The sequence below is a fragment of the Hymenobacter tibetensis genome, assembly GCF_022827545.1.
Lineage (GTDB): Bacteria > Bacteroidota > Bacteroidia > Cytophagales > Hymenobacteraceae > Hymenobacter > Hymenobacter tibetensis.
Window position 1 is genome coordinate 3,728,358 of the sequence record NZ_CP094669.1, and the last position, 14,114, is coordinate 3,742,471.

General features: G+C 60.4%; 6 protein-coding genes. 3 read left to right on the top strand and 3 right to left on the bottom strand.

Features of this window, described 5'->3' with window-relative positions; genetic code table 11:
• Window positions 1-148: 148 nt before the first annotated feature.
• From MTX78_RS14865 to MTX78_RS25450, 3 genes are all read left to right on the top strand, one after another.
• Window positions 149-547, top strand: a complete 399-nt coding sequence (locus tag MTX78_RS14865) for a hypothetical protein (RefSeq protein ID WP_243795802.1) — start codon at window positions 149-151, stop codon at window positions 545-547.
• Window positions 548-1,030: 483 nt separating this feature from the next.
• Window positions 1,031-1,153, top strand: a complete 123-nt coding sequence (locus tag MTX78_RS25270; RefSeq protein WP_262924439.1) for a hypothetical protein — start codon at window positions 1,031-1,033, stop codon at window positions 1,151-1,153.
• A 42-nt stretch (window positions 1,154-1,195) separates the two neighbouring features.
• On the top strand, window positions 1,196-1,483 hold the full coding sequence (locus MTX78_RS25450) for a hypothetical protein (RefSeq protein WP_394805586.1): 288 nt from the start codon (window positions 1,196-1,198) through the stop codon (window positions 1,481-1,483).
• Between the two features lie 512 nt (window positions 1,484-1,995).
• On the opposite strand, the gene MTX78_RS14875 is transcribed toward MTX78_RS25450, so the two are convergent.
• From MTX78_RS14875 to MTX78_RS14885, 3 genes are all read right to left on the bottom strand, one after another.
• Window positions 1,996-5,652 carry a PQQ-dependent sugar dehydrogenase gene (locus MTX78_RS14875; RefSeq protein ID WP_243795804.1) on the bottom strand — a complete coding sequence of 1,219 codons (3,657 nt, stop codon included), beginning with the start codon at window positions 5,650-5,652 and terminating at the stop codon, window positions 1,996-1,998.
• 282 nt (window positions 5,653-5,934) lie between these two features.
• On the bottom strand, window positions 5,935-10,257 hold the full coding sequence (locus MTX78_RS14880) for an Ig-like domain-containing protein (RefSeq protein ID WP_243795805.1): 4,323 nt from the start codon (window positions 10,255-10,257) through the stop codon (window positions 5,935-5,937).
• A 357-nt stretch (window positions 10,258-10,614) separates the two neighbouring features.
• Window positions 10,615-14,109 carry a glycosyl hydrolase gene (locus MTX78_RS14885; RefSeq protein WP_243795807.1) on the bottom strand — a complete coding sequence of 1,165 codons (3,495 nt, stop codon included), beginning with the start codon at window positions 14,107-14,109 and terminating at the stop codon, window positions 10,615-10,617.
• Between the last annotated feature and the right edge of the window lie 5 nt (window positions 14,110-14,114).

The window sequence follows — 14,114 nt, forward strand, 5'->3', positions numbered from 1 at the left end:
TACAGGATGACAATCACAAAAGGTCCAGCCCATTAGTTAGCGATTAAAAAGCTACGCCGTACGCACCCGCAGCAGCTCTCTACTTTACTTAATTTGACGTATCAGACAACTTTTCCAGTATTATCGCGAGTCTACTTTGCTGTTTTGTATGAGGTCTATCGCCTTTTGGGAAGCTAAACTATATCAGGCTCTCACTCAAGTTTTTAAAAACGATGATCTCACGCAGCTAGTCCCTCGTCTCCTGTTTGTCATTCAACTGGATGAGTCTGAAAGACAGCCCAACCAAACAACCTACGATGATATCATGCGCCTCATGGTGTTGCCGCAACAGGTCAACCAAGAGAAGACGTTGTCACAAGTGCTTGAGATACTAGTTTCGGTGAATAATGAATTCCCTCTTTTTGTCAAGATCGCAACAGCGGTTCCGTTAACTGCATTGCCCAAAGTGATTTTGACCATTAGCAAACGGTTTCGACGCTGGAAGGACATTGAAACTTGGCATCAAGGTCAAGCGTTGGCACCCTTTATCATAACCGCAGCTGGGTAGCTAAGGGAGTGTTGTTGATACTGCCCATCTTGGATTAAAGCTCTATTATCTGAGTGCCAGTAAGCAGCAGAACTCCTTGGAAAAACTGATTGTCATAACATTAGTTCCCGGACTGACCTTGGAAAAGTAGTAGTTTAGACCTCCCTGCGCTAGGTGCTGCCGGTGTGGACTTTGCCGGGGAACCACGCACTGGTTTGAGAATTTACGAAACTCATCTCTTTGGCCAGTTTTGTAAACTTTGAATCGTAGACGATTTTCTTAAACTCGCTTAGCCCTATTGGGGCCAGCTGGCTCCTGGTGCTGAGCAGCTGCTGGGTGTTCAAGGAAAGGAGTGTTTAGTTAACCTTGGGCTGACCGACAGCGCTTCAAAAAATACCCGAAACCAGGTATCGTGTACGGCTCGTCCGAATGCCAAATTTGCTGGAAGAGACCCACGGCCTCGGCCCCTTTTTGTTCCCACGATACCACCGACTGCGAATCCCCATGAAAAACCCATCCCGCTTCTTCTCCTTTGTTGCCACCTTAAGCCTGCTCTTGGCTTTGGCCGGAATCTTCATGGTGGGCTACTATTCTGGCCGCAACGACTCCTTAACGAAGCTGGGGTAGGGGCTGTGCTGGGGGGGCATCTTGCTCGTCTTCGCCTCCGTTATGTATAAAAAACAAAAGGGCGACCCTGCGCTGGACACTGGTCGCGCGCCGGCCGAGCTCATTATCTACTCCGACCTGGGCAGTCAGTACACAGCCACTCGCTTTCAGGACCTGCTGGCCCGGCACGGAGCTCAGCAGAGCATGAGCCGTCGCGGCAACTGCTACGACAACGCCCACGCCGAATCGTTTTGGAGCCGCCTGAAAACCGAGCTGCCCTCGTCTACGAATCCCCTAACTACTTCGAAATCCAATTTTAAACCACGTCTCAACTCTGGCCAGCTTAACTAAACCACCTCATTTGATTGCAGCGGCCTTCTTTCAAGAAAGTCCCGCAATGCATTGGCTATAACCGTCCCCCTACACTATACCCCTGCAAATACTAGTGCAGGTGCAAGTGCGGTCCTCAACGCTGCGGCTCGTTAACCCGATCCCTGTAATATGGCGCTAGCCTACGATACCCTACACCGGCTGCAACTGCTCCGTCAGCGAACGTGTGTTGGTGAGTACGACTTCTTCCGTACGCAACGTTTGTTTTTTCTCCAGCAGCATGATATGGCATTCCTGCTCGGTGACGGGGTTGTGCGTGTCCCCTTGGATACGACGTAGAGCGAGCCGGCTGGCAACTCGACTACGCCTTGCTCCAACTCCAAGCGCAGATGACCCTTATAGTATGAAGAATAGCTCGTTCTCCTGCATGTCTGTGCCAAGTAAGAGAAACCCAGCAAAAAGGCCCCAACGTAGGTTGGAGCCTTTTCAATGCCAAGAAGTTGCGACTGAGTAATATCTGGTTTCAGCAAAGGCTATGGAGCGACGATTAGCCGCCGGGCGGTGCGCTCGGTGCCGCGCTGCACTGTTACGGTGTACACGCCAGCGGGCAGTTTGCCTACGGACAGGTGCACCTCGTTCCAGCCGGCTCTAGCACGGTGCGTAGTGCTAGCTACGCGGCGGGCAAGGGCATCGAGTACATCTACGTGTACATCGTCGTTCGCATTGGCTTTAAGGCTCACCGTGAACTGGTCTCGTACCGGGTTGGGGTAAAGCTGCACCGCAGTGCCGTCGTTACCTATTTTGCCACTTGCCGAAGTGGCAAGAGCCGCTAGCTCACGCGCTCCGCTGGAAGCTGCTCGGAACAAAGCCGTGGCGGGGACAAGGGATTTCCCTAGGCTAGGCCCAGCATAATGTACGTCGAGCACCTGGTCGCCGCCACGCTCGAAGAAGTTAACCGTAATGGCGTGTAACCCGGCACCCAGCCCGATTTTTCCGCTCTGTTCCTGGGTTCCGTGGAGGCCGTCATTGTCCACGACCAGCGTGGAACCGATGAACAGTTGCGAGCCATCGTCCGAGGAAGTATAAAAGGTGTACTCCCCGTCGGTGGGCACGCGCACGTAGCCCGTATACTGAAAGGCAAACTCGTCGTCGCGCAGGCGGGGCGCGGCGGTGAACGTGGCCACGCGACCACTGGCCGCCGTCGTGAGAGTTGCGAAATCAGGCACTGCCGACCATTGCCCTTCATAATACGTGTAGTTTAAGCCTGCTATGGGGTTGGGTACATTATCGGGCGCCCGCAAATTGGAAGGGGGCTGTACCGGACCCGCATGAAACAGGGCCGTGCCCGGAACCAGGGTTTTGGCTAGGCCCGGCCCGGCGTAACTCACGTCTAGGATCTGGTCGCCGCCGCGCTCAAAGAACCCAACGGTGATGGCGTGCAAGCCGGCTTTGAGCCCAATTTGACCGCTGCGCTCCTGCGTGCCGTGCAGCCCGTTATTGTCCACGACCAAGGTCGAACCGATGAAGAGCTGCGAACCGTCATCCGAAGACGTGTAGAACGTGTAGACCCCGTCGGTGGCCACGCGTACGTAGCCGGTGTAGCGGAAGGCAAAATCATCTTCGCGCAAACGGGGACCCGGGCTGAACGTGGCCACGCTGCCGCGGGCGGCGGGCGTGAGGGAAGTGAAATCCGGCACGTTGTCCCATATGCCTTCGTAGTAGGTATAGTCGAGCGCGGCTACTGGATTCGAGACGATGTCCGCCACACGGAGCGTCCCGTCGGTTGGCGGCGTCACGGCATTAGTCACCGTGAAGGCGATGGTAAGCGGGGTGCCGGCATTGCCGCCCGCGCCGCCTTGGGTATAGGGTGTTACCGTGAGGGTGTGGTTGCCCACGGCGGGCGTCCACGCATTGTAGTTCGGGTTGCCGTTGACGAGGCCGTTGTCGCCGGCAATGGCGTAGGGGGCCAGGGTTTCGACTTTGTAGTCGGCGTTGCCATCGTAGGCAAAGCGCACGCTGCCTACCGTAGCTGGGTTGGTATTGGCCCGAATGTTCAGGTTGCGCGTGGGCAGGATGGCCAGGTTCAGGGTAGCGCCGTCGGGCAGCGGGTCGTAGCCGGCAATGGGCTGGTCGGTGTCGGCGTTGATAAGCGTGAGCGATGTCACCGCCTGGGCGGAAGCCGGCACCACCCGGTACGTCGCGGTGTAGGTTTCGTCGTTAGAGGGCGTGGCAATGGTCTGCGACTGCGCACCACCATTTGACCACGACACAAAGGCATAGGTTACGCCGCCCGCCGTTTGGGTTGAGGGCGCTTCGAGTGTGCGCAAGACGCCTTCAACTCCCACGATGGAGACGGGTGTGGTGCGCGCCGTGCCGTCGAGGGTAAGACTTAAGCCGGCCGGATTGGTCGCCAGAGTGAAGGTGGACTTCTGCGGCAGAATGTCGCGGAAGGTGGTGGTGGTTCGTCCGCCCGCGTCGGTTACCGTCAAGATGAGGCGGTAGAATACGTTGTCGGACAGCTCGCCGCTGTTGGGTATCACAAACGTGCCGGTGCGGGCGCCCTGGCTGAACGGGGTGCCGTCGTGCACGTGCGTATCGTGGTGCAAATTAACCTGCCACACAAACGCGCTGGCGGGCAAAGTACCGTCCTCTGCATCGGTCGCGCTGCCCGAAAACGAGATAGTGCTGCCCGCCACGTACGTGGCGCCGGTAGCTGGCGTCAGGATTTGGGCGGTAGGCGCCGTGTTCGGGGTCGTGATAGTCAGGGTGGCGGCAGAGCTGGTTACGGTGCCCACGCCGTTGCTTACCACCACGCGAAACTGGCCCGCATCGGCAGCGGCTACGCTGGCAATGGTATAGCTGCTGCCCATGGCGCCGGCAATGTTTACACCATTTTTCTGCCACTGGTAAGCGAGCGGGGCGCTGCCGGTAGCGGCCACGGTAAAGGTGGCGGAGGAGCCTGGCACTGCGGCCACGTTCGAGGGCTGCGTGGTGATGACCGGCGCGCTGACGGCGGATGTGTACACCACTTTGAACAGTGAGGCGCTGCTACGGGCCAAGTAGTAGAGGTTGCCATCGGGGCCGGTTTCCAGGGCCAGCGCATCGCCGGGCATGTTCAGGGCGAAGGGTTGGCGAGTGGGTGGCCTGGTAGCGCTATTCGGGTCGAAGTAGTTAATCCACTTGCCGCAGTAGTCCTGGTAGAAGTACTTGCCGGCGTACTGGCTGGGGTAATTCGTGGCCGCAGGATTGAAGAACGTACCGCCCGTGATGGAGCAACCCGCCCCGTCGGGAAAGCCGCTGGTGTGCGGATAGGCAAACACGGGCGCCGTTTCGCCCGTGCGCACGTTGTAGCCCTCGGAAGATGGCCAGCCAAAGTTGCGTCCGCCGGTGCTAGCGTCGTTGATTTCCTCCCAGCTGCCCTCGCCTACGTCGTTGATGAAGATTTTGCCCGTGCCGGGCTGCACCGTGAAGGTGAAGGGGTTGCGCAAGCCGGAACTCCACACCCGCTGGCGCTGGGCCGATAAGCTGCTGCCCACGTACGGATTGCCGGCCGGCACCGAGCCGTCAGCGTTGATGCGCAGCAGTTTGCCCATGTAGGAGTCCAGGTTGGGGGCATTGGTGCGGTTGGCGTTTTCACCCACGGCTACGTACAGCTTGCCGTCGAGCCCGAAGTGCATAGCCCCGCCGTTGTGGTTGGTGGCCGTGCTCAGCGGGTCCAGGTTCAGCACCAGCGTTTCACTGCCCACGGCGGCTACATCGCCGTCAGCGGTCAGCCGGCTGATGCGGTTGTTGGCCCCGCTAGCCAGGGTATAGTACACGTAGACGTAGCGATTCGTGGCAAAATTGGGGTCGAGTGTAATGCCCACCAGTCCCCGCTCGCCGCTCGAATTCACGGATAAGCTTACGAAAGGCGTGGGCAGCAAGGCTCCGTTTTTGATGACGCGCACTTGGCCCGTTTGCTGGCAGACGAAAATCCGCCCATCTGGCGCGAAGGCCATGGCCGTGGGGTTACTGATGCCGTTGGTTACCAGCACAGCATTAAAACCTGCTGGAAAAGAAGGGGTTTGCTGGGCGGCGGCCGACCAGCTGGCCAGCCAGCCGACAAGAATCAGCAGCACCGAGCGGAAACGAGCCCGCACCTCGTCCTGCCGATGTCCGGCATAACGTATTAGCATAGAACGTGTTTTCATGGATGAATTGGTGAAAGGATGAAAGTAGCTCTGCGCAATAGGTTGTGCGGACTCGGTCGTTTCCCAGAAAAAATGGGAAAGCGAAAGGGCGCAAATAGAGTAGTGTGGTAAAGGGCTTGCGGTATCCAACCAGGTTTTTTAAGCCTGCAGCATTTCGAAAAACCATAAGGCATTTTCTGAGCTATGCAGTGCACGGGCAACCAGAAGGAGGCCGCGTACTGCATAGCTCAGGTTCTAAATATGGCGATTCAGAAAGTAGGGTGGCTCAGCCAGCAAGCGGTGTTACTGCTTGATGAACTGCTGTACCGTAACGACGCCGTTAGCGCCGCGCAAGGTCAGGAAATAAAGGCCCGGCTTCAGGGACTGCACATCCACTTCCGCCACCGCCTGCTGGGCGGTTACGCCTTGGGTACGAGCCACCCGGCCCAGGGCATCGGTGATGGTGAGCACGCCCGCGCTGGCCGTGGGCACCTTCAGCAGCCGGCTAACCGGATTCGGATAGAGCCGCGCTTCAGGTGCTATAGCGCGGGTATTTGCCAGCGCCCGGTTGCCGGATGCAGCCGTCCCGTACACCTCGAATTCGTAGAGGGAATAGCCGTAGGGCAAGGCCCGCGTCTGGCAGTAAATGCGCACGAATTTGCCCGTGCCGCTCAATCCCGTGAGGTCGTTGGTGAGGCTGCTGTTGCCGGTCACTGCTCGCAAGGGAGACCAGGTAACGGCATCGGAGGAAATTTCCACCCGGTAATCGGTGGCATAGGCGGCCTCCCAGAGCAGCTTGACGCGGTTCACGGCGTACGTTGCTCCCAGGTCGACGTAAATCCACTGTGGAGCGGCACCCGACGCGCTGCTCCAGCGAGTGGTGGTAGTGCCGTCTACGGCGTTCGGAGCCGGAGTACCTACGTTTTCAACCGAAGAAACCGTTACCGGCTTGTTGAGCGCCAAGTTTATAGTAGCTGGCGGAGTTGCCCCTACCGTCACGCTCACGGCGGCCGAGGTGGTCACGGCGCCAGCGTTATCAGTAGCGCGGGCCGTCAGCGAATACGAACCGGCGGGCACGTTGGTCCAGCTGAACGTGTAGGGGCTGCTCAGGTCCTCACCGAGCTTGGTGGTGCCGTTGTAGAACTCGACCTTACTCACCGTACCGTCGGTGTCAGCGGCGGTGGCGTTGAGGGTGATGCTGGCCGGAGCAGTGAACGTTGCGCCACCCGTTGGGCTGGTCAAACTCACGCTCGGGGCCGCGTTGGTGGGGGCGGCGAAAGAAATCCAGTTAAGATTCCAGCCACCGGTGGCAACGTACACTCGCAACGTTTGGGCGCCAGCCGGTAGGGTGGCCGTGGCGTTGACCGTCGACCAGGTCTGCCAGCCGCCAGTAGCGGCAACGGATGCGGTGGCGTAAACAGTACCGGTTGCGCTGCGCAACTGTATTTGCCCACCGCCGGGCACGCTGGCTACGCGGAAGCCCACGGTATACGTACTAGCCGTTTGCACGTTCACGGCGTAGTCGAGGTAGTCGCCGGTATCAATCCAGCCCACGTTCTGGCCACCGCCCGTATCGCCGGTGGCCTCCAGCTGCACGCCCGACATGGCCGTGTAGTTTTCGGCTTCAATAGTGCCGGGAATTGTCAGGCCCGATGGCGCGGCCCCTACCGTCATACTCACGGCAGCCGAGGTGGTCACGGCGCCAGCGTTGTCGGTGGCGCGGGCCGTGAGCGAATAGGCGCCGGCCGGCACGTTGGTCCAGCTGAAGGCGTAGGGGCTACTTAAGTCTTCGCCCAGCTTGGTGGTGCCATTGTAGAACTCAACCTTACTCACCGTGCCGTCGGCGTCGACCGCGGTGGCGTTGATAGTGATGCTGGCCGGCGCAGCAAACGTTGCGCCCCCGGTTGGGCTGGTCAAACTTACGCTCGGGGTCGCGTTGGCTTGGGTGCTGACGGCCGTTAGGCTGCGCAGGTTATCGATGTAGAACACCGAGCCGGTGAGGCTGTTCGGAGCGAACAATAGCACCACGTTGTCCACGTCGGCGTCGGCCGTGCCCGCATCCGGCGAGCCAGCATAGGAGAAGGTGAGCGTGTGCCAGGCGTTGGTTTGCTTCACTACGGATTGGTAGCTGCTGTGGCGGCCGGTGGGATAATTGCCGGGGGTGGTAGAGGTGCTGTTTTCCAGCTGCCACGATATGGGGGTGCCCACCGGAGCCGACGTGTACACGTCCATGGCAAACACTTTCTGGCCGCTTTCATAGGCAGCCCCGTCCTTGATTTGGGTGCTAGCCAGGGTCAGGGCGTCGTATTGCGAGGCGGGGTTGCGGGTGTACTGGGCAACTTTAGCCGAGGTGTTGAGGCCCGTGGCCGCCGGGTTGTTGGCCGCGGCTACGTACGTGCCGGTGGCGGTGCGCAACGGCAGATTGCGCACGGTGTCGTAGTTTTCGAAGGTGGTACCGGCAGTGTACGTCGGGGTAGCTCGTTTCGCCACCCGGATGTTGTCGATGTAGTACGTATCGCCGGAGGCCACGCCGCTGTTGAACAGAACGGCTAGCTGGTCGATGCTCACGTTGGCCGTGCCGCCGTCGGGCGTAGTGTTGTAGGCAAATGTCAGCGTCTCCCACTGGTTTTGCCGGGTGGTGTTGGCCAGGTACGTGCTGTTGCGGCCGGCCGGGTAGGCGCCCGCCGCGGCCGCCTTGTTTTGCAGCGTAATGCCCACCGGCGTGCCCACCGGGGCTGTCGAGTACACGTCGAATTGCAGCTGATAGGTCTGGTTCTTGAACAGGGCCGCGTCTTCAATCACGGTGCCCGGCACGCCGGCGTCGAAGAACAACACGTCGTACTGCTCGGCCGGATTGCGCACGTACCGGGCCACGTTGGCCGAGGTGTTCACACCGTTAGCGGACGGATTAGCGAAGTTGGGCGTGTAGGTGCCGCCGGTAATGGCAGGGTCGAAGCTGATGCGCGCGGCGCCGTCGTAATTCAGCAACACATCCGTGGCCACCACGGGCGCGTCGGGCTTTTGCTTGATGAGCAAGTTGTCGAAGTAGAACGTGGCGCCGGAGTTGGTGGCTGGCTGAAACAAGAAGGCCACGTTGTCAATGGCGTAGATGTTGGTGCCCGCGTCCAGGCTGCGCTCGAATTCGAATTCGAGGGTTTCCCAGGCGTTCTGACGAGTGGTGAAGGCTCGGTAGGCACTGTGGCGACCGGTCGGGAAGTTGGTGGCCGTGGTGGCCTGACTGTTCTCGAACTGCATGGTCACTTTACTGCCCACCGGGGCCGTGGAATACACATCCACGAACACCTTGCGGCGCCCCGCCACAAAGTCGTTGGCGTTGCGGACACCCAGATTGCGCACGTACAACACGTCGTACTGCTCACTGGTATTGCGCACGTACTGCCCCACCTTGGTTGACGTATTACCAACGGTGGCCGCCGGGTTGTTGACGGCCTGCGTAAGCGCACCCGTGACGACCCCGTAAGTGATAACACGGTTGCTCTCAAAATCTTCGTACACGCGGTCCAGTTGCAAAGCGGGCAGCACCGTCACGGCCTTGGAGTAAGTGCCCGTGGGACAGTTGTTCACCGTCACCGTGGCCGAAATATTGCCCGTAGCCGCGCCGCTGCCAAAGTTCACTTGCACGGCATTGGTGCCTTGCCCACTCACGATGGTGGCCCCGCTGGGCACTGTCCAAGCGTAGGTGGCGCCGGCAATGGGCTCGAGGCGGTAAGTTTTGTTGGCGTCGCCCTGGTAAACCTGGCCGGCCCCCAGCACCGCGGCGCTGAAAGAGCCTTTGTAGACTCGCACGTAGTCCACCTGGGTGGTGGTGGGGAAGTCGGAGGGCGTGGGGTTTTGGTAACCGGTGAAACCGGTGCCGGGCCCGCCCACGGCCGCATTCAGGATGATATAGAAATTGTTGTCGTTGAAAGGCCAGGAGCCGCCCACCGTAGTATTGGGCGAGGCCGTGTTAAACAACACGCCGTCCACGAACCATTGAATTTTCTCGGGGCTCCATTCCACCGCGTACACGTGGAAATCCTGGGACAAATCCACTGCCGAGGTGTAGTCGCGGCCAGAATAGCGCCAGCCGCCCGCATCGTAGTGGATGGTGCCGCTTACCGAGGTAGGGTTGCGGTGCTTGGCCTCCATAATGTCAATTTCGCCCGTGGTCGGCCAGTTGCCGGGGTCGGCCAGCATCCAGAACGCGGGCCACACGCCCTGGGCCGAGGGCAGTTTCATGCGGGCTTCAATCCGCCCGTACTTAAAGGTTTGGAGCGCCCCGCTGGCTTGCTTGGAGTAGAGCTTAGCAGAAGTGTAATTGTAGGTGCGCCCGCTCTGCACCGTGGGTTCGTAGCGGGTCGTGATGGTGAGGTTGCCACCCGTCACGGTGGCGTTGGCGGGGCGGTACACTTGCAGTTCGGCGTTGCCGAAGTTGCAGTTGCCGGTTTCGCAGCCGTCGCCCTCGTACACCTGCCACTTGCTTAGGTCGCCGGGGGTGTTGAACTCGTCCTGCCAAACTAGCTGGGTACACTGGGCTTGTGCCGGGGTGGTCTGCAGGAGCCAGCCGATGCCCGTGGCAACGGCCAGCCGGGTCCAGCGACCCTGAAACGTAGATAGTGCTTTCATGGGTTGGTTGTGGAAATTGTGGTGGAAAAGAAGAGTAAGTGAGCTGCTTAGCAAGCAGCGACCAAGCACTACTTGACAAGCAGGAAAAAGCTATTGGAAGGCGCAGCCCACATGGCGCAGTCAGGGTTAGGTTCGGGCAGGGCAATACCAGTGTTCGAGAAAAGCGCCTAGCTCACGGCAGCAAGCCCAACCGGACGAGGACAATGACCAGCGACTGGGGCGCAGTTCGGGCTGGCCCGCGGGGATTCGGGCGGTACACTGGTCCTATGCTAGCCTTGGCCCGCAAGGAGTAGCGCGGCTTACAGATGCCCGAAACAGCAGGCAGGCCCCCCTACTGCTTCGCAATGCCGCCGCAACTTATTCCAGCGTCAAGCGGCTCGATTTGCTGCCGCACCGTACCAAGTACAGTCCCCGAGCCAGCTCGGCTGGCAAGGCGAGTTCCAAGGGAGCGTCGTTCAACACGGTTTGCTGCCTCACGACCCGGCCCTGGACATCCAGCACCTGCACTACCTGCCCCGGCGTTGCACCCGCGACTCGCACCCCGGAATGGGCAGGGTTGGGCCACACCGTGAGCGACGTGGCACTATGCGGGCGTTCCTGTCCTCCGGCGGTGGCCAGCGCCGTGCGGGCCGCTGTACCGCTGCAAGTGGTCAACTCGAAAATGGAATACCCCCAGACCGTAGTGCGCGCCGTAGCGGCCATGCGCAGGTAGCGATACGAGCCCGTTACGGACAGCACGTCGGTGCGGCGGAAGTCCACCGCCGCGTCGGTGCTGACTGGCAGGTTGGTGCGCACGGCCAGCTCCTGCCAATTAGTGCCATCGACGGAGCCTAGAAGCCGGTAATCTTTGGCACTGGCGCGCTCCCACACAATGGTTACCGTGGTTAAAGGAACGGTCCGGCCATAGTCCACGGTGAGGTCTTGTTGGTCGGAAAAAGCGCTTTCCCAGCGCGTAGCTGAATTTCCGTCGGTAGCGTTGCGGGCGGGCTGTGAGGCCGTAGAAGCCACGGTGCTGGTGGCTACCAGGTTGGTGCAAGGCCCGGTCGGCGTGGTGGGCGGGGTACCTACCGCTGGGAAGGTGAGCAGGGTCCGCGGCGGGATTACGGCCGAGGTGACAACTCCCCCCTGCGCGTTGTAGACGGTGCAGGTTTGGGCGCTGGCCGATGGATTGTAGGCCACGGCGTACGAGAAAATGCCGTTGCGCTCAAACACGCTGCTGGTGGGGAAATTGGTGTGAAACTTCGAGGAGAAGTAGCCTAGGTTTTGCTGCGCGTGGGCGTAGAAGTAAGTTATCCCGGATACCTCTTTCTCGTCCATGATGTAGCGCGGGTCGGTGGTCGGCAGCCGTAAGTTTTCGGCCAGCAGCTTGGTCACGTACTTCGGGTCCGATAGGTATTTGAAGCCTAGCGCCACATGGCTCCAGTCATCTCCCTCAAAGTCCAGCTCGGTGGCGTAGCCCTGCGCGGCTCGTGACTCGGCCAGCAGGTTGTTGTACTCGCGCCGGGCCCAGGCCGTGTCGCGGGCCAGGTAGCTCAAGCCGGGGTTCACGGGCAGGTACTGGATGCCGTGCACGTACTTTTCCTGCGCGCCGAAATAGGTGGCGTGGGCCAGCCCTTGGTTGGAGAGAATAGCCCCCATCTGGCGGCGGGCGGCGAAGGCGGCCGGGAAGTTGCGCTGCTTCCAGTCAAACCAGTACTCTAGCGTAGCGGCGGCTTCGCTGGTGTAGCCGAAAGCCCCGGCCGCGCGCATGGCCGGGTCGTTCAGCGCATCGCCGAGCAGAAACAGGCCAATCCACGACTGCATGGCTTCCGACGACGACTCCTGGTTGTTGCCGTTGCCCGAGCTGGTGCCGCCCGCGTAGCTGTGGCCCGTCCACGGGTCGAAGGTGCGCAGCCAGGGTTGGCTTTGGTTGGTTTTGTCCCAGTTGGCGTACTGCTTGGCAACAAGGCGGGCCATGCCGCCGTACTGGTTTTCCTGCAGGAAGGTGGGGTCCACCATGTTGTAGATAGCGCACGCCAGCGTGAAATAGCCGTAGTGGAAGTGGTTGTCCACGAATTCCTCGGAGCCGAAAGAAGGATTGAAGCCAATCAACGCTTTCCACCGGTCGTAGCGGGCAAAGTAGCGGCTCCTCTCCCCAGCCTGATACGTCAGCCAGTTCACCAGCGTGGCCCGGGCCATGGTTTTAAGCGCCGCGGCAGCCGGGTGGTTTAGTTCTTTAGCCAGCAAGGCGTACTTGGCTTGCAGCACCACGTCTTTGCCGCCAAAGTACGTATCCTCTCGGTTGGAAGGGTTCTGGGCGTAGGCCGTCACCAGGCGGTTCTGGACCGCGACGTTGTAGGGATTCGCATCGGCCGCGCGACTGACCGGCGCGGTGTAGGAAGGAATAACTCCTTGGAAATCGTAAGCAAAAGGAAAGCTCGTGCCGGCCACTGTTTTCAGCGTGCCGCGCGGGCTCAGGTAGTCGTAGCCAGTGAAGGCCAGGCTGTGCGCAGCATTCTGGTAGAGGTGCGGCAGAAACCCCTGAAGCGTAGGTCCACCGGGCTGGCTGGTGCGCAAGTCCTGCGTGGTCAGGCGCCACGTCAGGTTCACTTTACCAGCTACGGGGTCGTAGCCGTAGTCTACCTGCGTGTCCGTTACCTTGTTATAGGCGTAGGTTTCGTAAGCTGCCAGGCGCTGGCCGGCAGCCTGGTTGGTGGTTGCGTTCAGAGCCGACACCACAAAATAGCTGTTGGGAGTACCGGGCGTCAGCATCAATTGCGGCTGTTGGGTGGCGTCGGAGGCCCACCGGGTGCCCAGGTTGCCGTCGTTGACCAGCGGGCTGCTGAAGTTGCCCGTCGGCTGGGTGGAGGTTACTTCCACCGGCCGGCTCTGCGACACCAGCGTGCTGCCGTCGAACACCTGCATCTCAAACAGCGAATAGCCGAAGTTGGTGGCGCGCTTGTTGAACAGCAATCGTACGTAGCGCCCTGCTGCTCCGGGAGTAAGAGCGGTGATGTTTTCCGTGCCGCCGGGGCTAGTGGTGGTGCTGTACACGCGTTGCCAAGTAACTTTGTCGTCGGATACCAGCACATCGTAGGCCGAGGCGAAGGCCGCTTCCCACACCAGCCGCACCGTCGATACGGCGCGGCGGCTGCCCAGGTCAAGGGTCACGGATTGCTGCCCGCGCAACTCCACAGTGCTCCCTGGGGCCACGTGAACGCCAAAGTAGCGCCCGTCTGTGTTCACCACGAACGAGTTGCGGGTCGGCAGGGTCAGGGGGGTGCCATTGGCGGCCAGGTAGGTGGCGTCCCGCTCGAAATTAAATTTGGGGCTGATGCCCTGGGTTTCCACCCACACAAACGGCACACCGTGGGCCATGCTCACAATCATGTTCTTGCCCGTCGTGGTATCGGGCAAACTCATGACCAGGCCCCAATCCGACCAGCTTTCGGCCAGGGCCGTGCTGGGGGTATAACCCGTTGCCGTCACCCGCATGTTGCCGCCGTAGGCCATGTCGTAACTTCCCCCACTGCTGGCCGCCGTGCTCGGCACGTTGACGTTGATGCTGTTCGGAAAATTCAGGTTGAGCCCGTTGGGGTCGGGGTCGGCCACCAACGGGTACACCCATAGCAGCCCGGCATCTTTGCCGCGCACCAGCAAATCGGTCCACCAATCGTTGGTGGGAATGGGTCCATTCTTCTTGCTGCGGACCACGTACAGGGGCTTGTTGTACACAAAGTCCCGGAGCGGGCCCGGGGCAACCGCCCCGGGCGGGAACGAGGCGTAGCTGCCCGCGCCCACCGGCACCGATGTTTGCGCCCGCAGCAGAGGGGCTGTTGTCAGGAGCACTAGCGTGAAGAGAAGTTGTTTCATAGCGG

Coding starts and splice junctions, on each gene's coding strand:
- MTX78_RS14865 (WP_243795802.1), top strand. CDS start 149: ATGAGGTCTATCGCCTTTTGGGAAGCTAAACTATATCAGGCTCTCACT.
- MTX78_RS25270 (WP_262924439.1), top strand. CDS start 1,031: ATGAAAAACCCATCCCGCTTCTTCTCCTTTGTTGCCACCTTAAGCCTG.
- MTX78_RS25450 (WP_394805586.1), top strand. CDS start 1,196: ATGTATAAAAAACAAAAGGGCGACCCTGCGCTGGACACTGGTCGCGCG.
- MTX78_RS14875 (WP_243795804.1), bottom strand. CDS start 5,652: ATGAAAACACGTTCTATGCTAATACGTTATGCCGGACATCGGCAGGAC.
- MTX78_RS14880 (WP_243795805.1), bottom strand. CDS start 10,257: ATGAAAGCACTATCTACGTTTCAGGGTCGCTGGACCCGGCTGGCCGTT.
- MTX78_RS14885 (WP_243795807.1), bottom strand. CDS start 14,109: ATGAAACAACTTCTCTTCACGCTAGTGCTCCTGACAACAGCCCCTCTG.